Raw genomic sequence first — 24,227 nt, 5'->3', positions numbered from 1 at the left:
CCCATCCCGAAGGAGGCCGGGAGAGCCGGGGAGGTGCTCCCGGGCACATCGAGGTCACGCTTATGGCTGCTGCGTTCCCGCCCTGACCAGGTTCACGCGCCTCAATTGCTCGGGTCCCCCCCGACTCACCCGGACCCCCTCAAGAAATCGAGAGCCCGCGTCGCCGCTCTGTCTCGGGACCAGCGGAAAGACCTATTATGCCGCAACCCGCTCCGACTCGCAAGCCAGAGGCGGGCGATGTTGCCCGATTCTTCTATTCTTACGTACAGGATCAAATCCGGTTCGGCTCCGGTGCCAGGAAGCCCCCCTTTCCCCCTCAATTCAGAAGTCGCCGCACCTGGGGCAGGGGCCTGCCGGACGGAATGACCTGAGGGGCCGGACATGGCCGCAGGTCATGCAGGCCTGCCCCCGGCCGAGCAGGGCGTGGACCGTCACGTCGGCGACGATCAGCACGATCAGCACGGTGCCAAGTCCCCAAAGGACGAGAAGCAGAGCGCGGCCTGCCTCCTCGAACCCCACCCACTTGACCAGGCCACCGACGAGCATCAGCGCGGTACCGACGACGGCGAACACCCTCAGGCGATGACGCTTCCATCGATCGATCAGCATCGATGGCCCTCCCAGACCCCGATCACTCACCGAGTGACGCTTTCAACGTTTTCACGTCGGTCGAAAGGGTCTCCACGATCCCCCGAAGCGCCTCCAGTTCGGCCCGCAGGCTCGCGACCTCGGCCGCCAGGCCGGCCGACGCCGCGCCGCCGCTCGACCGCGCCGGTCGCGGCTCGTCGTTATCACGGTCGCTCGCCGAGGCGACACTCTGTCGGACCCGATCCAGCTCCTCGGGCGGCATCAGGCCATGCGTGACCGTCACCCCTCTGCGCTGACCGGGAGGGGTCAGGAAGACGACCAGGCCCCGCTCGGCCAGCATCTCCAGGATCGGCTGCAAGGTCTCCAGGTCCGGAATCGGGTCCATCCGGGCGGCCCGCCCGCGCAGCTCGCCGACGGTCTGGGCGCCTCGAAGCATCAGCTCGGCCAGGACGGCCATCGCCATGCCCTGGCCTCGCAAGTCGAGCCACTCATAAAGGTTATGCCGCCACTTCTCGACCCGGCCGCTCCCTTCGACCTGAATCGCGGCCCCTTTCTTCCGGAGGCCGATGAGGATCTCTTCCACGTCGTCGGCATCGTAGCTCGTCACCGGATCGCGGTTCGACTTCTGATTGCACCCGGTCACGATGCCCGCAATCGACATCGGGTAGACATCCGGCGTTGTCTTCTGCTTCTCGACCAGCACGCCCAGCACCCTCCGCTCTCGGAGGGACAACGGGCTCCATCGCCGTTCGGGTGGGTTACTTGCGTCACTCATGTCGCTTCGATCGCCTCGGTCCGACCGCCATCACCTGGGCAAGAATGCCCCCATTGTTCCCCCCTCCGCCCCGACCGGCAATCCCTCGCTCCCCAGCACTCCGATCCGCGTATCCCCAACCCTCCTCGACCTTCTCACATTCAAAGTGACTGAGCCTCCCCAATTCCCCGATGATTTCTGTTGGTCCTGTGATCTTCAAACCGTGTCCCAGACTCCTGGCCCTTGCCGTCGTATCGAACGTATTGAAACCGATCCTCTGGAAATGTTGCTTGCGTGCATAAATGTTTGTGTGCATTTCTTTCATCTCCCCTGGTGATCGCTGCACAAGGCTCGCGTTGCGACCGCGTTGTCTCGGGGGCGCCGTGACGAAGCGAACCCATTTTCTGCCTTTCTGGTTCGTTGGGAAAACGGCGGAACCTTCTGTCGCAAAACAGATTGCATCGAAATCGTCTGGGCTCCGATTCGAGCGGCGGCGCGCGCACCGATCCCGATTTGGTCCGGTTCGGGATCGGATCGTCGAGCCCGGCTCACCCTTCGATCACCTTGCCCTGCAACTCCACCGCGAGCGATTCCCGATGCCTGCGCTCCCGGAGCGCTCCGCAACGGAACGAACCCATTTTCGGCCGGTCCCCGATCGGAGCCCGGAGGTTCAAACCTCTTCCAAGATCGGAGGTTGTGTCAAACTTCTCTGGTCAAGGTCTCGGAGCGCTCCGAGCGCTCCCAGTGCCCTCGGCAATCGGTTTACCTGCATTGCGGCGGCAAAGGTTACGCGAAGACTGCACTCGGTCGAGAACCGGTGGCGGGTGCCATCGCCGAGCGACGGCCGGGATGATAAACTGGAAGGGTATCGGAATCTCCACGCGGGATTGGGACCGAGCCGGGTCAGTCTGGGCGGTTTGCAATCCCGTCCGCCGCGCCGCCACGCGACAACTCTGTGCAGGAGGGGGGCAGTCATGGCCCGACGTCGGACCGCCGAGGCCCTCCCGGTCCATCATGGTCAGCTTCCCGTCGTCGAACGGGTGCTGGAGAACGGGATGCGCGTGCTCGTGCTTCCCCGGCCCAGCGCCGCGGTCGTCGTCTGCGATTTGTACTATCCGGTCGGCTCGGTCGATGAGCCGGCGGGAAAATCCGGCCTGGCCCACTTCGTTGAACACATGCTGTTCAAGGGGACCAAACGCTTCCCCAAGGGGCTCATTGACCGCCTCACCTTCGTCTCGGCCGGTGAGGTTAACGCCGAGACCGACGAGGATTGCACCCACTACTGGTTTCGCTTCCCCCGAGATCGCTGGGAGCTGGCTCTCGAACTCGAAGCCGACCGGATGAGAGGGGCCTTGTTCGACCCTCTGGAGATCGAATCGGAACGCCACGTCATTCAGGAAGAACGGGCCCGAGAGATGGATTCCCCCTCGGGCCGGCTCGACGAGCAGTTCCTTCTGCACTGCTACCACGACCACCCGTATCGCAATCCGATCATCGGCTGGCCCGAAGACCTGGCCGAGATCTCGATTGACGACCTTCGAACCTTCTACGACCAGCATTACCGACCCGACGGCACCGTGCTCGTGCTGGCCGGCGACCTGGAGGCCGACCGGGTCTTCGACGCCGTGGCCCACGGCTTCGGTCAGATTCCCGCCGGCCGCCTGATCCGCCCAGACGTTCCCGAGGTCGAGCCCTCGCAGGTCGAGCGGCGACGCTTTGAGCTGGTCGAGCCCGACGCCATCGCCCGCGGCCTGATCGGCTGGCACACCGTCCCCCGAGGCCATTCCGACGCCCCGGCCCTGGGAGTTCTGGCCGACCTGCTCACCTGCGGCCGCCGCTCTCGGCTCTGGGAAACCCTGGTTGAAAGCGGCCAGATGGCGACGTACGTTGATGCGATGCACGATCCGGCCCACCTGGCCGGTCAACTGGTCGTGCAGATCGAGGCCGTTCCCGGCGTCGATCCCAAGCGCATCGAAGGCGTTGTCCGCCGCGAGCTGGACCGCCTGACCGTCGAGGGACCGACTCCCGAGGAATTGCTCCGCTCCCGGCGCCGCCTGGAAGCCGCCTGGCGATGGCAGCAAGACGACCTGCCGGGCCTGGTCGGTGGCCTCGGCGTGACGGCCCTTTGGGGACGCTGGACCGACTGGCTTGAATCGCACCGTGCCGCCCTGGCCGTCTCGGCCGACGACATCCGCCGCGTCGCTTCGGCCTACCTGGCCGAATCCCGGGAGACGGTCGGCTGGGCGCGTCCCCGATCGGGCCGCTCGACGCTCGCCATGCTTCCCGCGACGTCGCCGCAGGTTCCGCCGTCTCCTCCGGTCGCTTCCCCCGCCTCGGCCCGATCAACCTGCCCGATGTCCGAGTTGCCCCTTGGCGTGGCCGCCGGATCGGCTCCGACCCTGCCGAACTATCGACCTCGTTCCCGGTTCCTCGCCAACGGGCTTCGGATCATCACCGAACGACACCCCGGCGCGGGGGTCGTTGCCCTTGAGCTCTTCATTGATGCCGACTCGACACGCGAAGCGGTCCCCGGCGCCGCCTATCTGACCGGCCGGTTACTCGAAGAAGGGACCGCCCGCCACTCGGCCGAGCAACTGGCCGAGGCGGTCGAGGATGTCGGCGCAGTCCTTGACGCAGGATCCACGGGGGCCTCGCTCCAGATGCGAGCCGAAGACCTGGCCCTCGGCGTCGAGGTGCTGGCCGACCTCGTCCGCCGACCGACCTTCCCCGACGACGCGGTGGACTGGGCCCGCCGTCGCACCGTGGCCGAATTGCGGGGCGATCGCGACGACCCGGCCTTCCGAGCCGATCTGATCTTCCGGAGTCTCGTTTACGGCGATCACCCCTACGCCCGAGATCCCCGAGGGACACCTCGGCAGCTTTCCGCGCTCACTCGTGCCGACGTGCTGGCGCATCATCGCCAGTTCTTTGCGCCAGACAACGCCGTGATGGTCGTGGTGGGGGATTATGATCCGCGAACCCTTCGGACGTTGCTGGCTCGCCATTTCGGTGACTGGACGCCCAGCGGCATTCCTCCGGCGTCGGTGCCGTTTCCGGTCCGATCAACCCGCCCCCGGCTGCGTCGGGTCGACCATCCGGGGGAACAAGTGCATTTGATGATCGGTCACCTCGGCGTGGAACGGTGCCACCCCGACTTTGAGACCCTGGCCGTGCTCGACCACATTTTCGGCTCCGGCCCTGGTTTCACCGACCGCCTGAATGCCACCTTGCGCGACGACCTGGGACTGGCCTACAACGTCTCGGGCGGCATGACCGACTCGGCCGATCGCGCACCGGGCTTGTTCCGCGTCTACGTCGGCACCGGCCCGGCCGAGGCCGACCTGGCCACCGCCGCCGTCCTCGACCAGATCCAGGCCCTCCATCAAGGGGCCTTTAGCGACGACGAGGTGGCCCAGGCGATTCACTACCTGCGCGGTTCCTGGGTCTTCGACTATCAGTCCGTCAACCAGCGGTCCGAACGGCTCGTCGATCTCGCCTACTACGGATTGCCCCTCGACACCCCGATCCGCCTGCCGTCTCGCCTGGCCCGGATCACGCCAGACGCCGTCCGTCGCGCTGCCCAAACTCACATCGACCCGACCGCGCTGGCCCGGGTCGAATACGGCCCGATCCGCGGTCGAGGCCGATCCGATCGCTCCGAGTGCGCCTGATCAACCTGGCTTCATTCTTCAAAACGTCTCACGCAATTTAACGATCCTGGCTTGCAATAAAATTCGATCATTCAAACTTGGATTTCTTAAAAGCCCTTTATTCAAAAAATCATGTTGCGTCTCTTTGGGCAGACATGCCTCGTCTTGCCCACCGATTCGACGGTCGGTGGGCAAGTGGCCGAGGGCTGGGTTCACCTCAATTGCTCCGCACCAGGGCAAGGCCGAGCGAAGTTGCCGGGCCGTGGTGCGGCTCGGGGGCCGCACGATCAGCTCGATCAATCACGAGCCGGGACGAATGAGATCGACCAGCTCGATGGTGGTGGTGGAGGGGAAACCCTCGATCCGGGTGAACGACTTGACGATCAGGCCGGGCACCTTGTTGGAGTACCAGGTCCGGATCAACATGGTGCCGGCCTCGGCCTGGCCGGTGGTGTCGTACCATTTCGTTTCGAATTCCCGGCCGGCGATCTGGAGGGTTTCCGCGCCCTGGTCGGTCGCGTTGGCCGGAATGCCGAGGTTTTCCGCCTTGACCCCGGGAAGCAGCAGAACCTTGCGCCGGTGTCGAAAGACCTGGGTGAACTCCTCCCCCTGCGGGTCCACATAGATCTGCTCCACGGTCGCCACGTCGTCGTCGATCGATTGCAAGGTCTGGATCGTTTTCGACTCTACGGTACTCCCGTCCGATCCGACCGAGACCGTTTTTTGGATCATGCGGGTTCCGACCGGGACCTGAGCCCAGCTTTTGTAAACCGGAGATTCGGCGGTCTGGGCCTGGGCCGCGACACCAATCAAGACACTCAAACAAAGGGAGGAGCCAACGATACGAAGGTTGATCATGGCAAAAACTCCGTGGGAGAGGCGGGGAAGCCGTGGGGGAATTGGCGGGAATCCAGGGAGAATACCAGGGAAACCGTCTCTGTCCAGGAGTTTCAACGAAACTTCATATTCAATTCTCGGAACGTTCAAGGGGCGGTGTTCGTGGTTGGGATCGAGTCGGCAAGTTTAATCCAATGTTCACGCTGGCCTCATCGAGTTGAAACAGAGTTGGCCTATAACTGTGGCTCCTACCCAACCTCGGCCTGCAAAGGCATTCCCTCCCTGGAGCGTTGACTCGTGCGTTGCCTTCTTCGTCGTACCCCCCATCGTCGTGCCTTCACCCTGATTGAGTTGCTGGTGGTCATCGCGATCATCGGAGTCTTGATCGCCTTACTCTTGCCGGCGGTTCAGAGTGCCCGGGAAGCGGCTCGGCGCGCCCAGTGCACGAACAACTTGAAGCAGATCGGCCTGGGCTTCATGAACTTCGAGAGTGCCAATGGCTTCCTGCCCCAGGGACCTCATGACGGCAGCCCGCAGGCAGTGACCTCGGACGGCGTGACCCCGAATCCTGCCGGATACAACTACGACGAGCGTCCCGGAATCGATACCTACGGTGGGACCACGTGCTGCAATGCCGCCCACCCGGATGGCTGGAATCACTTCTTCAAAATCACCCCGTATATCGAAATGCAGCAGGTCTACAACCTGGCGAACTTCGACACGCCTCCGATTCACGGGGGACGGCCTGCGAACTTCAATGGTGAGGATGACGTGGCTCGCGTCTCGATCGCCATTTACAACTGCCCGACCCGCCGATCGCTGGAACGCTATGGATCGGCGGGATTTACCCGGAACGACTACGCCGGCAACGCGGGGTTCTTCCAGGGCGAAACCTACGAGTGCACGAGCTCGGGCACGGAATCGCCGTTCCTGCCGCTGCCGCCGAATGGTCTGGGACCGATCGGCGATGAACGGGCGACGCCGAACCAGGGCAATACGGGCCGTCGGCGAGGGGCAATCGTCTGGAGTGGACGGGGTGCGACTCGCAAGCTGGCCGACTTCCGCGACGGCACCTCGAACTCGATCCTCGTCGCCGAGAAGAGCCTCCCCGATAACCGATGGGGGAGTGACGGCGGCGACAACGAGCGCTGGAACAACTCCGGTTGGGACGAGGACAACATCCGCTGGCACTTCCCCCCGATCGCCGATTCGGCGGCCCCGGCCCTGAAGGGACATTGCTCCGTTCCTTCGGAGCCGAACACCGGCGGCACCCTCTGGCGTCGGATGTTCGGCGCCTCGCACCCGGGTGGCATGAACGCCCTGCTGGGTGACGGCTCGGTTCGATTCATCAAGTTCACGGTGAATCCTTCGACCTTCCGCAAACTCTGCGTGATCGACGACGGCGAACCGCTCAGCGCCGACGAATTCTAAGGTTCAAAATCAATTCTAAAAAAGGACTTTCCAATGAATCGGTCATTTCTTCTCATGGCAATTGTTCTTGGTCTGGCGGGATGTGGTTCCGAGGACGGGCCGATTACCGACCCGTCGCAACTCCCTCCGCTGACCGAGGAACAAAAGCAAGAAATCCAGGAAAACGATGCGATGGTTGAGGAAGAGGAGCGAACCGGTGGAGGAATGATTACCCCCTGATCGGGAACCGCTCGCGACGGATTTGTCGAGACGTGAGTCGCCATTTGACGGCTCACGTCTCGACTCGTTTCGTCATCCATGACCCAAGGGATCGCCTGAGGATACTCGAAATCTCAGACACTGAGATTCCCCTCCACCACGATCGCGTCTCCGGCCTCGGCGATAATGGCCGACTGCCCTCCCGTGACGAGGTTCCCCCGGATGGCCACGCCGGAACACTGACCACGGAGGCGAATGGCCTCGGTCATCGAGGGTTCCGATCGGCGGTCGAGCAGGGTGCAACCATCGACCATTGTGGATCGGACGTTGCTCAATTCGATCGCCCGAGCCGTCGGATCGAGCACCTGGCAGTGGGCGATGGTGATGGCCTCCGAGTCGCTCACGGCAATCGCCGCGCCGCGGTCGGGGCGGCCGACGCGGACCCCTTCAAGGATCATGCCGTTGAGGTTGATGGCCGAGGATCGGCGGATGACAATGCCATCGAGAAACGAGCCTCGATAGTCGGGATTGTGGTCGATCGTGTTTGATCCAAGACTGATGATGCGACATGCGTCGATGTCAATGGAATGACGCGATGCCGAGGCAAACGAGTTGCCCGACACGGTGACGGCCCGGCAGAATCGGAGCCAGAGGTTCCGTTCCTGGCTTTGCAGGATGTTGCCGACGATCGTCCAGAGCCCGGCCCCGGCCGAGTCGTCGCGCTCGGGGCCTTCAATGCGAACGTTCGACCCGTTGGGGCTCGGCTTGGCCTGAATCGTGTTCGAGGCGATCGTCCCCTCGCGGACGGTCCCCTCTCTGGAGTCGATCCAGACGTCGGCCGAATCGGGGGAGTTGTCCTGGTCGTCGTGGTTGTACTCGATGTCGTTGCCGGTGATATGGAGGTTCCGGATCTCGCTCCGGGCGATCTTGATGCCGGCGTGACGATGGTAGCTGATGTGGCTGCCGACGATGATTGCCTGGTGCAGGTTCACGGCGTCGAAGAAGACGCCGATCGCCCTTGGTCCCCGGCCGTGGTAGATGTGGCAGGCGTTGATCAGGACGTTCCGGTTGCGGTTGGTCAAATGAACGCCGATGAGACATTGACGGATCAAGACGGCGTGAAGAGTGGCTTCCATCGTGCCCGTCAGCTCGATGCCGACGGCCCCGTCGTGCTCGCCGACGATCTCGATACCGGAGACGGTCGGCAGGCGCTCTCGGTTGGCGACGGATTCGGTCAGCGAGCCGGGATCGGCGGTCCCGCGGTGGGTGCCGACGATGCGGAAGGCTGGTCCCGCCGCGGTCATCACGATGCGGGCCGTGCCGTCGCCTCGGATGGCGTGTGCACCGTGGGTGTCGAGTGGGATGTCGACCGTTCCTGAGATCCGATAGGTTCCTCGGTCGAATTCGAGTGAACCGTCACCGGCCTCGACGGCATGGCGAAGGGCCTCGGTGTCGTCGGATTGGCCGTCGCCGACGGCGCCGTAGTCGCGGACGGATGCCATGGGAACGCTGCTCCTGATCGGAAGAAAGGGGCGGGGATCGTCGTCAGTCGGTCATGACGCGCCCGAGCCCGAACTGGTCGCCGTTGCGGATCGGTTCGTCCCCTTGCCAGTGGATCTCGACGACCTTCTCGCTCATGACGGGGTTGCCGTGTTCGTCGGTCAGGGTGGCGATGATCTGGCGGGAGGCCACGTCGATCACGTCGCCGGTCGAGGGCCAAGCGATCGAGCCGTCGAGGCTGAAGGTGATCCAGCCGGGCTCGTCGCGGACGGCGATGCTCTCGCGTTGGGTGGGGGGCATGGTGGTGTTGTCGAAGATGTGGAGGCGATGGTTGTAGGCATCGACGACCCAGACTTCAGACTCATCGGGCGTCAGGCCGACGCCGTGGCTCGGGCAACCGTGCCGCTTGACGGGGCCTCGGTTGAAGCCCTGGACCTCGACGCGAGCGAGCTTCTCGCCGGTGGTGATGTCGCCGATCTCGAAGCCAAGCAACTCGTTCACATTGACATAGCATCGCGTCTGCGATCCGTTGACCGTGAACGGGCGGATTGAGTGCGAGAAGGGGCCGACCGTTTTGGCGATGGTGTGGGTCGAGGTGTCGGCAACGGTGAGCAGGTTCGACCGCAGGCCCGCAAGATAGGCAAAACGCCCATCGAGGCCGTAGACCGTGTTGTGAGCCCCCGAATCGGGAACGATTTTGGCGATCACGTCACCGCTGAGGGCATCGACGACGTGCCAGTGGGCCTTCTCGAAGGAGGGGAGGTAGAGGGTTTTGCCGTCGGGGGAAAGGGACATGCGGTCGCAACCACCCTCGTAGGGAATTTCCCAGAGAATCTGCTCAGTTTTCAGGTCAAGGCATTGGAGGGTGGTAATGGTGCTGATGTAAAGGCGGTTGGTGATCGCACTGGCACAGATGCCCTTGACGTTGATCGGTTCTCCCTCGGAATTCAGGCCGCCGGTCGGGATGCGCTTGAGGAAGCGGTGGCCATCGTCGATGTCAAAGACGAGCAGGCCGTGGCCGCCGTATTCGAGGTAGTTGCGGATGCCGGGCACGGCAACGAAGAGCAGGCGACGGATCGGTTCGTCGGCGGGGTCGTCGGCTCGGGTCGATCCGGCTGGCAAGGCCGCGATCAGGGCGAGGACCAGCAGGACGAGGGCGCGGCGGGTCGGGAGCATGGGCTCCTCCTCCAGAAGTCGGCCGAGGGGTCGGTCGTCGTGGGCAAGCTCGCACGAGCGGAGACCGCCAGGGACGGGGGGCGGTCGCATGTTCCAGGTCAGGCTACAGGGCGCGATCGGTGGGAGCAACGCCCCGATGGCTCGGAAGTGACCTTGTCGATTGAGCGAAGCCGAGTATCCTCCGGTCGTTCGCAAGCCCTGCCACGGAGGCCCCGAGGGGGAGGTTCCGGGCTGGGCCTCGCCTAGGAACTGCTGGGGAGTCACGGAAGATGCTCAAGATGAGTGGTCCGCTTGCCGTCCGAAGAATGTTCGGCTCGATGGGAATGGCTGTCGGCATGGCCTTGGTGCTGACCGGCTGCGGGTCGGGTTCTGGAGATGGGGCCACGCCGGTCGCCTCGTCCCCGGCTGCCACCACGTCAGCCCCGAATCCGGCGGCCTCGACCGCCCATCAGGTCGCTCCGGAACGTTCCGCTCCACGGGATGAGGCGGAGATGCCCGCGCCGTTCTTCTTCGACGATTCCGTGACTCCGTCAAGCTTCGACTCCTCCTCCTCGGCCGAGGCCCTGACTCCGCCCGCCTTGCCCGAACTGCCTCAGTTGCCCGCGCCCAAGGAACTGGCTCCGAAGGCGAAGGCCGAAGCCGAGCAGGTGATTGACGGGGTGGTTGGCGGCGTTCGGGAAGCCGTTGGGGCGGCGGCAGCGGGCGCGGCGAACGAGCTGCGCGGCGAGGTCGATCAGACCGTCGGCGAGCTTCGATCGGAAGTCGAGTTGACGATCGACGGGGTCAAGGGGGAAGCCCGTCAGGCAGCCGACGAGCTGCGTGGCGAGGTTGAGTCGACCCTGGGTGTGGTCAAAGGGCAGGTCGATCAGTCGGTTGAAGGTGCCCGGCAAGGGGTTCGTCAGGCGGTGGGGAATGTTCGCCAGCAAGTGACCGGCGAAGCCCAGCGCGCCCGGGAAGGGCTGCGGAAGTCGGCCCGAGAACTGTCGGGCCAACTGCTGAATGATCTGATCGGCCCGGCTCCGGCTCCGGCTCCCGCTCCCGAGACGCCGCAGCCGTGAAAAGCGGAGGCGGTTGAGGATTGCTTGCCAGTGGCTGAAGGGTCTTGCGCTGCGCTTGAGAGAGGGGACTCTTCACCCCGACCCTCTCCCCGCGATCGCGGGGAGAGGGAGCCAGAGAGACAATCCTCTCCCCGCGATCGTGGGAAGAGGGAGCCAGAGAGATAGCCCTTACCCCCGCAAGGGGCCGAGCGGGTGGCAAAGGCCGGGTGTGGGGAGGCAATTTTGATTGTTCATGTTCGCAATGGACCCCTGTGATGATTCCTGGGGTTCTGAATCCGCATGGGTTCCACGGAAAATATTGAGATTCGGTATGATTGCTGCGGTGGGCTTTGACCGATCTCCGACCGTTCCGCCTCGGAAGGGGCTCGATCTTCAAGGAGCTTGATCCGTGTCACATTCGCCCGAGAGCCCCCGCCCCCGTTGGAGGAGACGTCTGCGAGGGATCGCGGTCGTCGGCTTGATTCTCCTCATCTGTGGAATTGCTGGTCTGCCGTGGTTGGTCGGGACGCCGATGGTGAGGCGAGCGATCATTGCGCAGGTCAACGTGATGTACGCTCCGACCGTGATTGAGCTGGAGGGGCTCTCCGTTTCGTGGAGCGAACCCGTGCGGCTCACGGGGGTGGTGCTTCGAGATGGGAACGGCAAGGCGGTGGTCAGCAGCCCGACGGCGACACTGAACCGATCGCTCTGGCAACTGGTCACGATGCAACCGGACTTCGGCACGTTGACCTTGCATGGAGCCTCGGTCGATATCGAGCGCCGGGCCGATGGGTCGATCGACCTGGCCGAGGCGCTCGGCCCGATTCTGGCTGGTGGCGACGATGAGGACGACACGCCGGATGACGACCAGGGGCCTCCCACGCGCTTTACCCTGGCGATTGACGACGGAACCTTGCTGTTGACCAGCCCTGAGCTGGCCGAGCCGGTGACGGCCGAACGGCTCGACATGACGTTGAATTGCCTGCCGGCCCCGTTGAACTGGGAGATCGCGCTGAGTAATCCCGACGCGAGGACCCTGGAGGTCACGGGTCACTATGACGCTCGGAATCCCGAGGCAGCCGAGGCGGTGGTGTCCATCGCCGGCTCGCGCTGGCCGCTGGCCGTCGAGCAGGCGGGCGTGGTGGCCGAAGGGATCTTCGGCGGAGAGGTCGGAGTCCGGATGCTCGGGGAGGATCTGCACCTGACCGGGGATGCGATCTTGACCCAGCTTGCGGTCGGAGGTCCGACCTTGAAGGGGGATCAGCCAGAGTTCGACCGGATCGAGGCGGCCTGGGATCTCGATCTGGCGACCGCAGGGGTGGCCATTCGACAGCTTGACCTGACCGCGCCGGTGGCCACTGTCGGACTCGCTCCGGACGGGCCGGACGGGGCATCGAAATGGGTTGGCCGGGTTGATCTGGCCGCATTGGCGAAGCAACTGCCGAACACGCTCGCCTTGCGAGACGGCTTGACTCTGGAACAAGGGGCGGTCGATGTGGTGGCGATCCTCGAGCCGGCTCGGGAGGATGGCGCCTCTCCGGCCGAGGTGACGGCCCGCATTGCCGGGCTGTCGGCTCGGGAAGGGGCGCGGGTCGTGGCGATGGAGGAGCCGATCACCCTGTCGGCCCGGTTGCTCCAGGGGACAGGCACGACGGTCGCGGTTGAGACGGTTGCGGTTGCCTCTCGCTTCCTGAATGCCGAAGGGCAGGGGGATCTGGACGAGGGGGTGACGTTTGGCGGCTCGATCGACCTGAACGCACTCGATGCTCAACTCCGCCAGTGGGTCGATCTGGGAGAGGTGATGCTGGGGGGATCGGGGCGGTTCGGCGGTGATTATCGACGCGATGAGGCGGGCAGTTCCTTCACGGCTCGGCTGGCGGTGGAGGGCCAGGCGCTTCAGGTCGCCGGCTTGACCGAGGAGCCGATCGTTCGGGATGCCGCCCGGTTGGACCTGATCGTGCAAGGTTCGGCGGCTCCTCCCGGCGTGCCGAGCGGCTGGAACCGGGTGCATGTCGCCGCGAAGACCGAAGGGATCGACGCGGTGGTGGATGTGTCGCCGATCGAGGAGGCGCTGGCCGTCCGAGGCCGGTTGGCGATGGCTGAGGAGGTTGCGGTCGAAGGTGGGGCACCGGTGGGCAATTCGCCGTCACTCGCTTTCGACGCGGTTTACCGAGCGTCGGACGATCGGCTCGATCTGGCCGAACTGCTCGTCGAACACGCGATGGGGACGGTGCGGGCGTCGGGACGGATCGATGCGGTATCGTCGGCTCGGGTGGCGTCGCTGACCGGGGCGTTTGAGCCGGATTGGGATGCCATTAGCCTTCAGGTGGCGGAAGCGACCGAGCCCAAAGCCCGACTCGTCGGGACGCCCCGGCCGTTCCGCCTGAACGGCCCACTTTCGGTCGGCTCGACGAAGGAAATTCTCAGCGGAATCGATGCAGAGTTGGGTGTCGATTTGACCGAGGCGGCGATCTTTGGCTTGCAGGTGGGCCCGGCGCCACTGGTGGTCCGCTGCGATCGGGGAGAGATCCTGATTGACCCGATCGCCACGACCCTCAACGGCGGTCAACTCGTTGTGACGCCGGCGGTCGAACTGGGAGAGGACGGTTCGGCGATCTTGACGATTGCCGAAGGGTCAGGGATCGACAAGGTGGAGATTACCGACGAGGTGTCTCGACAGGTGCTTGCCTACATTGCCCCGGTGCTTCGCGAGGCGACGCAGGTCAACGGCAGGCTCTCGGTTCGGGTGAACCAGTTGCGGGTGCCGCTGGCCGGGCCATCGCCGGAGGAGGGGGGGGCGGAGGTTGAATTGGCCTCGCGCGTCGCCTTCGAGGAGGTGACCTACGGCCCCGGTCCGATGATGCAGCGCATCCTTGGGCTGTCCGGTCTGGCGGCACAGGACGTCCCGAACCTGACGATCAACCAGGTGGTGGACGTGGCCATTTCCGAGGGGCGGGTGCATCAGAGCGGCCTGGAGATTGTGGCCGCCGAGGGGGTGGCATTGCAGTTTGAGGGGTCGGTCGGACTCGACCAGACCCTCGCGGTGCGGGTGGGAGTCCCGTTGAGCGAACGCATGCTCGGCGGTCAGCAGGTGTTGAACGATGTGCTGGGCGGAACTCGCGTCGGCGTGCCGATCGGAGGGACACTCGGCCAGCCGAAACTGGACCAGGAGGCGTTCCGGATCGGGCTTCGCCAGCAAGGAGGCCGCCTGATCGGTCGAGGGGCGGCCGCGGGAGCCGGTCAGTTGCTTCGCATGCTCGGTGATGAGGAGGATCGAGGCGGCCAGGACCAGCAAGGTCCCGCCAACCCGCCGCCGGTCGCTCCTCCGGCGGAGGACCTGCTCCGAGACGTGGGGCGCGGCTTGCTCCGCGACGTGATCGGTGGAGGGGCGGGGAGACGAGACGATCAACCCTGATTGATGCAGGCTGACCAGGCGTTTGACTCGAAACGAAAACAGGCGTCGGAACGCTCGGCGTTCCGACGCCTTGCTTGTCTCTGACGATGTCGCAGGACACGCGGCCGACCCCGTGTCGTCAGGCTCGGCTCGTTGCGTTGGCGGTTACTCGTTGCCCTGCAGATGGGCCTCGAAGAACCAGAGCCGCTTGTCGACCAGCCGGCTGATCTCGGTGAACAGGTCGGCGGTGTCCTTGTCGCCGAGGTCCTCGGCCTGATCAATGGCAGACCGGACGCTATTGGCGTAGGCCCCGATGCGCTCGACGAGGGCCTGAACGTGGTCGAGGGCATCGACCAGGTCGGTCGGGTATTCCGGCAGGCTGGTCGATTCGGCCGCCATGCGGAGTGTGCCGGTGACGAACCCGCCGAGGGCGGTCGCGCGCTCGGCGATCTCATCGACGAACGGAAGCAACTCGGCGGCGAAGGTGTCGGTCAGCTCGTGGATGGAGTAGAAGTTGCGCCCCTTGACATTCCAGTGGGCGTGTTTGACCTGGGTGTAGAGGTCCATCGAATCGGCGACGTGCTGGTTGAGCAGTTCGACCAGCTTCTCGCGTTGATCGGTGGGCAAGTCAACACGGGTCCGGAACATGCGATGGGTTTGACCGGTCGCCATGATGGTGATGTCCTTCCAAGGATCGTGGCACAGGGCGGAGTACTCAGAATTCAAGAGGAGGGCGCGAGTCGTTCGGAGTGGTCTGGGTCTGGGGTTCTTCACCTGGAACGCTCGCACACCGGAACAGGATTGTGCAAGTGACATGCCAGTGACGAAAGGGGTGGCCAGGCCGGGAGAATTCGAACGAGATTGCTGCCGGGGAGTCGGGCCGATCCGCTGAAATTGTCTTGGCTTAGGGCAATGCGGCGGTGCTTGACATGGCTGCGTCCGATGTCCTACGATGTCGCTCTTTGCGATGCCTCGACGACCTCATCTGGAGCGGTTTCGACCCGTGTTGCTGGGCTGACCCGGTCGAGGATTGCGAGACCGGTCTCGTCGAGCCGGACAGCCGGACGAGTCCGGATCGGATGCGGAGCCACAGGCCTGGATGGGGTGAATGGGCCGATCGCTTCGGCCGGGGCATTTTTTCCGACGGATCGGGAGCGTGTCACGTCGCTTCCTTGCTGGAGTGGATCACCGATGCGGATCGTGCTGGATGCGATGGGGGGGGATCTGGCCCCCGGGCCGATCGTTGAGGGAGCGGTCGAGGCGGTTCGGGGAGAGCCGGGCCTGACCGTGGTCCTGGTTGGCGACGAGGCTCGGGTGGCGGCGGAACTGGCCCACTACCCCGACGCTCCCCGCGACCGCCTGCCGATTGTTCATGCCTCGGAAGTGATCGGCATGGACGAAAAGCCGGTCGAGGCCCTGCGCAAGAAGCGAGACAATTCGATCTCCAAGAGCTGGGCCTTGATGGCTGCTGGAGAGGTGGGCGGGATCGTCTCGGCCGGGAGCACCGGCGCGATGGTCGCCTCGGCCCTGTTCAACGCCAAGATGTTCTTGCCCGGCGTCCGACGACCGGGGATCGCCGCGATATTCCCGTCGCACCACGGGCCGGTGGTCATCGTCGACGTGGGAGCGAACATGAACGCTCGGCCCGAAGACCTGTATCAATACGGTGTCATGGGGGCCGTCTATGCCGAGCAGATCCTTGGCGTGGATAAGCCTCATATCGGTCTGCTCAACGTCGGCAGCGAGGAGACGAAGGGAACCGAGCTGACCCGAGCCACCGCCGCCCTCTTCCGCGCCAGTCAGATGGCGAATCGCTTCCACGGCAATATCGAAGGGCGAGACATCTACGAAGGGGACGCCCGCGTGGTTGTGTGCGAAGGGTTCGTCGGGAACGTCCTGCTCAAGGCGGGCGAGGGGGCGGTCGAGTTCCTCTTTGCCGAGCTGAAGCAGGAGATCGCCCGGTTGTTGCCCGAGATTCCTGAGGAGGCCGGTGGAAAGATCATCGCCTCGCTTCGGGGCCTGAAACGGCGCTACGAGTATCACGAGTATGGCGGCGGCCCGCTGCTCGGCATCCGGGGCTCTTGCATCATCTGCCACGGTTCGAGCGACGCCCGAGCCATCAAGAACGCCCTGCGGGTGGCCTCGACCCTGGCCACCGATCAGGTGAACGACCAGATCATCCGAGAGCTGGAAGCCGCGCCGAAGATCGAGGAGGTCACGCCGCCGAAGGCCGAAGGAGAAGCGGCCCAGTAAGCGCGAATGATCGGCTCGAACGCCTTGGATTGATCGATACCCCGAACATGGATGAATGTTCTGATGAAGGTTGCGTTTCTGTTCCCCGGTCAAGGTGCCCAGGCGGTCGGCATGGGCAAGGAACTGTACGAGGAGGTCCCGGCAGCTCGGGAACTGTTCGATCGGGCCGATGCGATCCTCGGCATCCCGCTGTCGAAGCTCTGCTTTGAAGGGCCGGCCGAGGCGCTGGAAGCGACCGATGTCAGCCAGCCGGCGATCTTTGTGTCGAGCCTGGCGGCCCTGGAGGATCTGAAGGCGAGGGAGCCGGATTTGGTCGCCTCGGCCGTCGGAGCGGCGGGCCTGAGCCTGGGAGAGTATACGGCGCTCGTGTTTGCCGGAGCGCTCGACTTCGAGGCCGGCTTGCGAACGGTTCGACGCCGAGGAGAGGCGATGCAGGCCGCCTCGAACGCCTCGCCGAGCGGTATGACGAGCGTGCTCGGCCTGGATGAAGCCAAGGTCGATGAGCTGATCGCCCGCGTGGCGACGACTGGCGGCGGAACGATCTGGAAGGCAAACATGCTTTGCCCGGGGAACATCGTCGTCTCGGGGTCGAAGGAAGCCCTGACGCACGTCGAGCCGATCGCCACCGAACTGGGCGCGATGAAGGTCATCCCCCTGGCTGTTGCCGGAGCCTTTCACACCGACTTGATGAAGCCGGCCGACGAGCAACTGGCCGAGGTATTGGCCTCGGCGGATCTGAAACCGCCCAGGATTCCAGTCTATTCGAACGTGACGGCCGAACCGCATGGCGAGGATCTGGATGCCATCCGAGGAACGCTGGCCACGCAGGTCACGCGAGGGGTCTTGTGGGAGGCCTCGATGCGTCGGATGCTCGACGATGGCTTCGATACCTTCTACGAGATCGGGCCGGGCCGGGTCTTGACCGGTCTGTTGAAGCGCATCAACCGCAAAGTGCCCTGCACGAGCGTTCCGGCCCGGTGATGTGATAGGGCGATTGGTCCGTCCTGCAAACGGTTTGCGGAGACGCTCCTGAACCGTCGAGACCGGACCCGACGTCCCGGATTGGCCTTGATCGGCCGCGATCGGGGGGGATATAACCGCTCGAATTGCCCGAGCGATCGGTTCGGGCCCCCGACGGACTTATTGCCGCGTGAAGGATCTTCAGCATCATGCCCGCCGACGCGATTCCGCATTCCGGTTGTACTGTCGATTTGACGGGTCAGGTGGCCCTGGTGACGGGTGCCTCGCGCGGGATTGGCCGCGCGATCGCGGAGCGGCTGGCCGCTTGCGGAGCGACGGTCGCGGCCGTGGCGCGATCGGTCGACGGGCTTGCCGGCACGATCGAGGCAATCCGGTCGGCCGGTGGCACGGCCGAGGCCTTCGCGGGCAGCGTGGCCAGCTCCGAGGACGTGAGCCGGATTGTGAGCGAGGTCGAAGCGAAATTCGAGAAGGTTCACGTCCTGGTCAATAACGCCGGGATCACGAAGGACGGCCTCATGCTCCGGATGGAGGACGAGGCCTTCCGAGACGTGCTGGAAACGAACCTGTTCGGGGCGTTTTACTTCACTCGGGCCGTGGGAGCGGTGATGATGCGCCAGCGCTATGGGCGGATCGTCAACATCTCCAGCGTGGCTGGGTTGATGGGCAATCCGGGCCAGGCGAATTATTCGGCCAGCAAGGCAGGGCTGATCGGGTTTACCCGAACGGTCGCCCGGGAGCTGGCGACGAGGAACATCACCGTCAATGCGGTGGCCCCTGGCTTTATCGAGACGGACATGACCGATGTCTTGCCCGACAAGGTGAAAGACGTGGTCAAAGATCATGTTCCGATGAAAAAGTTCGGCCAGGTTGACGATATTGCCGATCTGGTCTGTTATCTTTCCGGTCCCGGAGCACGCTACCTGACCGGGCAGGTTATTGCCGTCGATGGCGGAATGACCGCTTGAGGGGAGTATTGAGCAATCGAGGCCGATCCGAAGCGGACGCGAGCGGGTCGGTCATGGCGTAGGCAGTCTGGACAATCCGGGGGCGCGCTGATAAGGTGTTGCCCTCGGGGTCTTGATCGACCCGAATGTCGGCCGGCCATGAGCCTCCGCTCGGTGGACGGAGGCCCTTTCGGACAAGGACTGACGATCGAGGCACGCATGAGGATGCCTGCCACGATTGGGCCGGTTCACCCCACCATCCGCATTTGCAACGCACTCATCCCGTAATCTGACCCGCCGGCATCCGGGCCGCTGCCGATCGTCCACGGACGGGCGGGGGCCGGCCGTTGCCCCCGTGACCAAGGAGGTCCGCCCGTGTCGATCGAAGAACGTGTCGTGGAGATCGTCAGCGAGCAGATGGGCGTCGCCAAGGACCAGATCACTCGCGAGACCGAGTTCATCAAGGACCTGGGCGCCGACTCGCTGGACACCGTCGAACTGGTGATGGAATTCGAAGAAGAGTTCGATATCCAAATCCCGGACGAGGAAGCCGAGAAGATCCAGACCGTCGGCCAGGCGGTGGATTACATCCAGGAACATAGTAAGTAACCGCAACCGCTTCTCGCCCATTGCAAGGCTGCAAGCGAGTCACCCGGCGGGGTTCTCCCCGCCGAGGCCACGCCGGGCCGAACCGAGATCGATCGTCATGTCGCGTCGCGTTTTTATTACGGGCATGGGTGTCGTCACCGGTCTGGGCGAAACCCTCAAGGACTTCTGGGCCGGGTTGCTCGAAGGACGGAGCGGGGTTGGCCCGCTGACGCTCTTTGATACCACGCCGTTCAAGGTCCATTTCGGAGGGCAGGTGCGCGACTGGGATCCCGATGCCCGCTTCGGGCACAAGGAGGCCCGTCGGCTCGATCGCTTTGCCCAGTTCGCACTGGTCGCCGCCGAATCGGCGGTTCAGGATGCCGGGCTCGATTTCATCAACGCTCCTCCCATCCCCCACGAACGTTGTGGCGTGTATATCGGGTCGGGTATCGGAGGGCTGAACGAGTTCGAGGAACAGCACCGCAACCTGATCGAGAAGGGCCCGAGGCAGATCAGTGCGTTTACCATCCCCAAGCTGATGGTCAACGCAGCCAGCGGGCAGATTTCGATCAAGTACGGTCTGAAAGGCCCGACCTCCGCCATGGCAACCGCTTGCGCCAGTGCCGCCAACGCGATCGGCGATGCCTTCAAGGCGATTCAGGCCGGTTGGGCTGACCTGATGGTCACCGGTGGGAGCGAGGCGGCCATTACTCACATGGGGCTCGGCGGGTTTGCCTCGATGCGGGCCCTCTCGACCCGCAATGATGACCCGCAGCACGCGAGTCGCCCGTTTGACAAGGATCGCGACGGCTTCGTGCTGGCCGAAGGGGCCGGTGTGCTGATCATTGAGGCCGAGGAAGTGGCCCGAGCCCGAGGGGCTCGCCTTTATGCCGAGGTCCTCGGCTACGGCATGTCGGCCGACGGTTCGCACATCACCGCTCCGGACGAGGAAGGCCGAGGAGCCGCCCGAGCCATGCGGATGTGCCTCAACGACGCGAAATGCGACCCGTCGAGCGTCGGCTATATCAATGCCCACGGCACGAGTACTGGCCTGGGAGACCTGGCCGAGACGAAGGCCATGAAGACGATCTTCGGCGACCATGCGAAGAACGGCCTGATGGTTTCCAGCACCAAGAGCCACCTTGGGCACTTGCTGGGGGCTTCGGGAGGCGTGGAACTGGTGGCGTCGGCGCTGGCGATCCACCGAGGCGTCTTGCCGCCGACGATCAACCTGGACGAACCCGGTGAAGGCTGCGACCTCGACTACATTCCGCACACCGCCCGAGAGGTGCGCGTCGATCGGGTGATGTCGAACAGCTTTGGCTTCGGCGGCCACAATGCGAGCCTCCTGATCGGCCGCCCCTGAGTTCGTCTGGCCGACCCTCCGGCTCGATCGGGAGCCACGGCATGAGCTGCACCCGTCGCGAAGCCCTGAGTGCGCTGATCGCCCCGGCCCTGGCCGCCGCCGCCAGGCCGGGGCGTCTTGATGTGCCGACGGTCCTGCTCCGCTCCGGCTGGCAGACCGAGAATATCGGCGATATCGCCCATACGCCGGGCCTGATTGCCGTGCTGGAGCAGCACTGGCCCGAGGCCGAGGTCATCCTCTGGCCGAGCCGCCCGCTCGACCGGGGGGTCGAGCCGATGCTCCGCGCCCGCTTCCCGAGCCTGCGGTTGATTCGGGAGCAGCAGGTGGGCGAGCCTCGGGCCGATGACCCGACGGTCGACGAGGCGATCGCCTCGGCCGATCTCTTGCTGCACGGCTCCGGACCATCGATCGTCGGCGCCTCGTCGATCCGTCAGTGGCGAGCGGCCACCGACAAGCCCTTCGGCCTGTTCGGCGTGACGATCAGCGCGATCAGCGACGCAACGCGAGACCTCCTTGCGGCCGCTTCGTTCGTCTTCACGAGAGAGACGCGATCGCTGGCGCTGGTGAAGGAAGCCGGGATCGACGGGCCGAACGTGCGATTCGTGCCCGACGCAACCTTTGCCCTCGACCTGCGTGACGAGGAGTCGGCCGACCGGCTGAGGACCGAGCATGGGCTTGAGCCGGGCCGCTTCGCCTGCTTCGTTCCCCGGCTCCGGTACACGCCGTACTGGGAAATGCGGCCGGGATCGGTTCCCGAGGCGCAAATCGCCGAGCGCTTGGCCATCAACGAGCAGTTCGCCGAGCAGGACCATGCAAAGCTCCGCGAGGCGCTGATCGCCTGGGTCCGCGAGACCGGAGGCAAGGCCCTGATCGTCCCGGAGATGACCTATCAGGTCGAGATCATCCGGCCACTTGTCTTCGACCCCTTGCCCGACGATGTGAAGGCCAAGACCGTCCCGCTCGACCGCTACTGGCTGACCGATGAGGCTGCGTCCGTCTATCGCCAGGCCGCGGCGGTGGTGAGCCACGAGTGTCACTCGCCGATCATCGCCCTGGCCGGCGGCACCCCGGCCCTCTACGTCCGCCAGCCGACCGACACCTGGAAGGGGCAGATGTACCCCGACCTCGGCCTTGGTGATTGGATGATGGATGTTGAGGACGTCACCGGCGCGGAGGTTGCCGCTCGGTTACTCACCCTTCACACCGATCCCGACGCCGCCGAGGCCCGCCGTTCCAAAGCGATTGACTCGGCCGCAGAACGATTCCGCCTGGGCGTTGCAACGGCCCGAGAGGCGATTTCGCAGGCGTGATCGTCTCTCGGGCCTTGAGGTCGAAGTGGTCCAGCACGGTTTAATAGGCGTGCTTTTCCCCCTCGCTCTCGGGGGTGACGGGCTCAGGAGCCGAGGGGGTGACGGTCTGGCGGATGGTACGGGCGTCGGATTCGGCGCGGAGGCGGGCGATGGCGTCGGCGAGGGGAAGGGTTCCCTGGTCGCCGTCGATCCGGTCGCGGTAGGCGACGAGGCGGGCCTCGGCTTCCTTGGCACCGACGACGAGCATAACGGGAATCTTTTCGAGCTGGGCGTCGCGGATCTTGGCGCCGATCTTCTCGGGTCGGCGGTCGATCGCGGCACGGAGGCCGGCGGTCTTCAGCTCGTTGAGGACCTCCTGGGCGTAGTCGGCGACCTTGTCCGAGATGGGCAAGACGCGGACCTGTTCCGGAGCGAGCCAGAGCGGGAAGGCTCCGGCGAAGTGCTCGATGAGGATGCCCATGAACCGCTCCATCGAGCCAAACGGGGCGCGATGGATCATGACCGGCCGGTGCGGTTTGTTGTCGGCCCCGGTGTATTCCAGCTCGAAGCGCTCGGGCAAGACGTAGTCAAGCTGCACGGTGCCGAGCTGCCACTGGCGGCCTAGGCAGTCTCGGACGACGAAGTCGGCCTTCGGGCCGTAGAAGGCGGCTTCGCCTTCGGCTTCCTCATAAGCGAGGCCCATCTCATCGAGCACGGCGCGGATGTCGGCCTCGGCTCGTTCCCAGACGTCGAAATCGGCTCCCTGAAACTTCGGGTCGTTGCGGTCGCTCTTGGAGAGCCGGACGCGGTAATCATTCAGTCCGAGGCTACCGAGAATGAACTGGGTCAGCTCCATCGTCTCGCGGAACTCACCACGGACCTGATCGGGGGTGCAGAACAGGTGGGCGTCGTCCTGGGTAAACCCTCGGACGCGGGTCAGACCGGCGAGCTGGCCCGATTGCTCGTAGCGATAGACGGTGCCGAACTCGGCGAACCGCACGGGGAGATCGCGATAGCTCCGTGGTTGGGCGGCATAAATCTGGATGTGATGAGGACAGTTCATCGGCTTGAGCAGATATTCTTCGCTCACGCCATGTTCCATGACGTAGCCGATACGGCCCGCGGCGTCGAGCTTCCAGTAGGGGGTGTCGTCGATGCGGGCTTCGGCCAGGAGAATCTTCTGGGTTTCGTCGTCCAGCTCATTTCGCTCAAGCCCGGCGACGAGGGCCATCGCCGGGTCGCTCAGCATCTTGAGCGTGGGGAACTGCGAGTCGCGGTAGTACGGGTAATGGCCGCTCGTCTTGTAGAGTTCGACCTTGCCGATATGAGGGGTGTAGACCGGCTCATATCCTCGCTTAAGCAGTTCGTCTTTTAAGAACTGTTCGAGGATGCCGCGGACGATCGACCCCTTGGGCATCCAGAGGATCAGGCCCGAGCCGACCTTCTCGGAAAGGGTGAACAGGCCGAGTTCCTTACCGAGCTTGCGGTGGTCGCGCTTCTTGGCCTCCTCGATCTGGGTGAGGTACGCCTCCAGATCCTTGCGGTCGAAGAAGGCGGTGCCGTAAAGGCGCTGAAGCATTGGGCCATCGGTTCGGCCCTTCCAGTAGGCCGCGGCGATCGACAGGAGCTTGAAGGCTCCGACCTTGCCCGCGTGGGGGATATGAGGCCCCCGGCAGAGGTCAACGAACTCTCCCTGGCGGTAGAAGGAGAGGGTGCCGTAGGAGTGCAATTCCTGATCGATGTGCTCGACCTTCAACTGCTGGCCGAGGTCTTCGCAGAATTGCCGGGCATCGGGAACGGGCAGGGTGAAGCGCTCGAAGGGCTCGGCCTGCTGGATGATCGTCCGCATCTCGGCTTCGATGGCCTCGAAGTCGTCCTCGGAGATGGTCCGGGAATCGGGCAGGTCGATGTCGTAGTAGAAGCCGTTCGTGGTTGTCGGGCCGAAGGCGAGCCGGGCCCCGGGGAAGATGCGGAGAATGGCGCGGGCCATCACGTGCGCCGTCGAGTGGCGCAGAACGTCGAGCGCTTCGGGATCTTTCGGAGTCAAGACCCGGAAGGAGACTGGTCCCTCGGTCGTGACCTCCAGCGGGCGATCGAGGTCAACGATCGTACCGTTGGCGACGGCGGCAATGGCGGCGTCGGCCAGCCGTTTACCGATCGAAGCCGCGACTTCTCGGGGACGGACGCCTTCGGAAAAGTCCTTAACGGAACCATCCGGCAATTGAATCTGAACCATCGGAG

At 64.5% G+C, this 24,227-nt stretch carries 18 protein-coding genes and 1 other RNA gene; 11 read left to right on the top strand and 8 right to left on the bottom strand.

The genetic code is table 11. The annotated features are described in order from the left end of the window. Positions 1-24 precede the first annotated feature (24 nt). The 3 genes from ffs to GA615_RS20215 form a co-directional block, all read right to left on the bottom strand. Positions 25-122: signal recognition particle sRNA small type (gene ffs, locus GA615_RS20225), an RNA gene on the bottom strand. Between the two features lie 199 nt (positions 123-321). After that, on the bottom strand, positions 322-609 hold the full coding sequence (locus tag GA615_RS20220; RefSeq protein ID WP_152053141.1) for a hypothetical protein: 288 nt from the start codon (positions 607-609) through the stop codon (positions 322-324). Positions 610-631: 22 nt separating this feature from the next. After that, entirely contained in the window at positions 632-1,363 is a 732-nt protein-coding gene (locus GA615_RS20215; RefSeq protein WP_152053140.1) for a YceH family protein, read from the bottom strand. A 953-nt stretch (positions 1,364-2,316) separates the two neighbouring features. Between GA615_RS20215 and GA615_RS20210 the strand changes: the two genes are divergently transcribed. Continuing rightward, positions 2,317-5,013 (top strand): M16 family metallopeptidase, encoded by a 2,697-nt coding sequence (locus GA615_RS20210; RefSeq protein WP_152053139.1) that lies wholly within the window; start codon positions 2,317-2,319, stop codon positions 5,011-5,013. A gap of 279 nt (positions 5,014-5,292) precedes the next feature. Here the strand turns inward: GA615_RS20210 and GA615_RS20205 are convergent, their stop codons facing one another. Next, positions 5,293-5,850: a hypothetical protein gene (locus tag GA615_RS20205; RefSeq protein WP_152053138.1), complete on the bottom strand. Its 558-nt coding sequence runs from the start codon at positions 5,848-5,850 to the stop codon at positions 5,293-5,295. Between the two features lie 276 nt (positions 5,851-6,126). On the opposite strand from GA615_RS20205, the gene GA615_RS20200 reads away from it, so the two are divergent. Both GA615_RS20200 and GA615_RS20195 read left to right on the top strand, forming a co-directional pair. Continuing rightward, a complete protein-coding gene (locus tag GA615_RS20200) occupies positions 6,127-7,260 on the top strand; it encodes a DUF1559 domain-containing protein (protein WP_152053137.1) in 1,134 nt (377 codons plus the stop codon). 33 nt (positions 7,261-7,293) lie between these two features. Beyond that, the gene (locus tag GA615_RS20195; protein WP_152053136.1) at positions 7,294-7,479 is read left to right on the top strand and encodes a hypothetical protein; all 186 of its coding nucleotides are present in this window, start codon (positions 7,294-7,296) and stop codon (positions 7,477-7,479) included. 113 nt (positions 7,480-7,592) lie between these two features. Here GA615_RS20195 and GA615_RS20190 read toward each other — a convergent pair whose 3' ends face one another. Next, positions 7,593-8,960: a right-handed parallel beta-helix repeat-containing protein gene (locus GA615_RS20190; RefSeq protein WP_152053135.1), complete on the bottom strand. Its 1,368-nt coding sequence runs from the start codon at positions 8,958-8,960 to the stop codon at positions 7,593-7,595. 43 nt (positions 8,961-9,003) lie between these two features. Then, positions 9,004-10,134: a YncE family protein gene (locus GA615_RS20185; RefSeq protein WP_152053134.1), complete on the bottom strand. Its 1,131-nt coding sequence runs from the start codon at positions 10,132-10,134 to the stop codon at positions 9,004-9,006. A gap of 278 nt (positions 10,135-10,412) precedes the next feature. Between GA615_RS20185 and GA615_RS20180 the strand changes: the two genes are divergently transcribed. Then, entirely contained in the window at positions 10,413-11,192 is a 780-nt protein-coding gene (locus tag GA615_RS20180) for a hypothetical protein (protein ID WP_152053133.1), read from the top strand. Between the two features lie 388 nt (positions 11,193-11,580). After that, a complete protein-coding gene (locus GA615_RS20175) occupies positions 11,581-14,586 on the top strand; it encodes a hypothetical protein (protein WP_152053132.1) in 3,006 nt (1,001 codons plus the stop codon). 144 nt (positions 14,587-14,730) lie between these two features. Here the strand turns inward: GA615_RS20175 and dps are convergent, their stop codons facing one another. After that, complete coding sequence (dps, locus tag GA615_RS20170) at positions 14,731-15,237, bottom strand: DNA starvation/stationary phase protection protein Dps (RefSeq protein ID WP_152053131.1); 507 nt, start codon at positions 15,235-15,237, stop codon at positions 14,731-14,733. 519 nt (positions 15,238-15,756) lie between these two features. Here dps and plsX point away from each other — a divergent pair. The 6 genes from plsX (at position 15,757) to GA615_RS20140 (ending at position 22,007) form a co-directional block, all read left to right on the top strand. Beyond that, complete coding sequence (gene plsX, locus GA615_RS20165; RefSeq protein ID WP_152053130.1) at positions 15,757-16,818, top strand: phosphate acyltransferase PlsX; 1,062 nt, start codon at positions 15,757-15,759, stop codon at positions 16,816-16,818. A 60-nt stretch (positions 16,819-16,878) separates the two neighbouring features. Then, on the top strand, positions 16,879-17,799 hold the full coding sequence (gene fabD, locus GA615_RS20160) for an ACP S-malonyltransferase (protein ID WP_152053186.1): 921 nt from the start codon (positions 16,879-16,881) through the stop codon (positions 17,797-17,799). 188 nt (positions 17,800-17,987) lie between these two features. Next, positions 17,988-18,764, top strand: a complete 777-nt coding sequence (gene fabG / locus GA615_RS20155) for a 3-oxoacyl-[acyl-carrier-protein] reductase (RefSeq protein ID WP_152053129.1) — start codon at positions 17,988-17,990, stop codon at positions 18,762-18,764. 354 nt (positions 18,765-19,118) lie between these two features. Further along, complete coding sequence (gene acpP, locus GA615_RS20150) at positions 19,119-19,352, top strand: acyl carrier protein (protein ID WP_152053128.1); 234 nt, start codon at positions 19,119-19,121, stop codon at positions 19,350-19,352. 97 nt (positions 19,353-19,449) lie between these two features. Beyond that, positions 19,450-20,697, top strand: a complete 1,248-nt coding sequence (gene fabF / locus GA615_RS20145) for a beta-ketoacyl-ACP synthase II (RefSeq protein ID WP_201750259.1) — start codon at positions 19,450-19,452, stop codon at positions 20,695-20,697. A gap of 41 nt (positions 20,698-20,738) precedes the next feature. Further along, positions 20,739-22,007, top strand: coding sequence for a polysaccharide pyruvyl transferase family protein (locus GA615_RS20140; protein WP_152053126.1), 1,269 nt, complete (start codon positions 20,739-20,741; stop codon positions 22,005-22,007). Positions 22,008-22,047: 40 nt separating this feature from the next. On the opposite strand, the gene thrS is transcribed toward GA615_RS20140, so the two are convergent. After that, entirely contained in the window at positions 22,048-24,222 is a 2,175-nt protein-coding gene (thrS, locus tag GA615_RS20135; protein ID WP_152053125.1) for a threonine--tRNA ligase, read from the bottom strand. Positions 24,223-24,227: the final 5 nt, after the last annotated feature.

This window comes from Tautonia marina, from assembly GCF_009177065.1.
Classification (GTDB): Bacteria; Planctomycetota; Planctomycetia; order Isosphaerales; family Isosphaeraceae; genus Tautonia; species Tautonia marina.
The sequence above is the reverse complement of the archived record's forward strand: the minus strand, read 5'-3'. Positions and strand labels throughout refer to the sequence as shown.

Excerpts from the sequence above, each read along its gene's own strand:
- GA615_RS20220 (WP_152053141.1), bottom strand. The coding sequence starts at position 609 with ATGCTGATCGATCGATGGAAGCGTCATCGCCTGAGGGTGTTCGCCGTC.
- GA615_RS20215 (WP_152053140.1), bottom strand. The coding sequence starts at position 1,363 with ATGAGTGACGCAAGTAACCCACCCGAACGGCGATGGAGCCCGTTGTCC.
- GA615_RS20210 (WP_152053139.1), top strand. The coding sequence starts at position 2,317 with ATGGCCCGACGTCGGACCGCCGAGGCCCTCCCGGTCCATCATGGTCAG.
- GA615_RS20205 (WP_152053138.1), bottom strand. The coding sequence starts at position 5,850 with ATGATCAACCTTCGTATCGTTGGCTCCTCCCTTTGTTTGAGTGTCTTG.
- GA615_RS20195 (WP_152053136.1), top strand. The coding sequence starts at position 7,294 with ATGAATCGGTCATTTCTTCTCATGGCAATTGTTCTTGGTCTGGCGGGA.
- GA615_RS20190 (WP_152053135.1), bottom strand. The coding sequence starts at position 8,960 with ATGGCATCCGTCCGCGACTACGGCGCCGTCGGCGACGGCCAATCCGAC.
- GA615_RS20185 (WP_152053134.1), bottom strand. The coding sequence starts at position 10,134 with ATGCTCCCGACCCGCCGCGCCCTCGTCCTGCTGGTCCTCGCCCTGATC.
- GA615_RS20180 (WP_152053133.1), top strand. The coding sequence starts at position 10,413 with ATGAGTGGTCCGCTTGCCGTCCGAAGAATGTTCGGCTCGATGGGAATG.
- dps (WP_152053131.1), bottom strand. The coding sequence starts at position 15,237 with ATGGCGACCGGTCAAACCCATCGCATGTTCCGGACCCGTGTTGACTTG.
- plsX (WP_152053130.1), top strand. The coding sequence starts at position 15,757 with ATGCGGATCGTGCTGGATGCGATGGGGGGGGATCTGGCCCCCGGGCCG.
- fabG (WP_152053129.1), top strand. The coding sequence starts at position 17,988 with ATGCCCGCCGACGCGATTCCGCATTCCGGTTGTACTGTCGATTTGACG.
- fabF (WP_201750259.1), top strand. The coding sequence starts at position 19,450 with ATGTCGCGTCGCGTTTTTATTACGGGCATGGGTGTCGTCACCGGTCTG.
- GA615_RS20140 (WP_152053126.1), top strand. The coding sequence starts at position 20,739 with ATGAGCTGCACCCGTCGCGAAGCCCTGAGTGCGCTGATCGCCCCGGCC.
- thrS (WP_152053125.1), bottom strand. The coding sequence starts at position 24,222 with ATGGTTCAGATTCAATTGCCGGATGGTTCCGTTAAGGACTTTTCCGAA.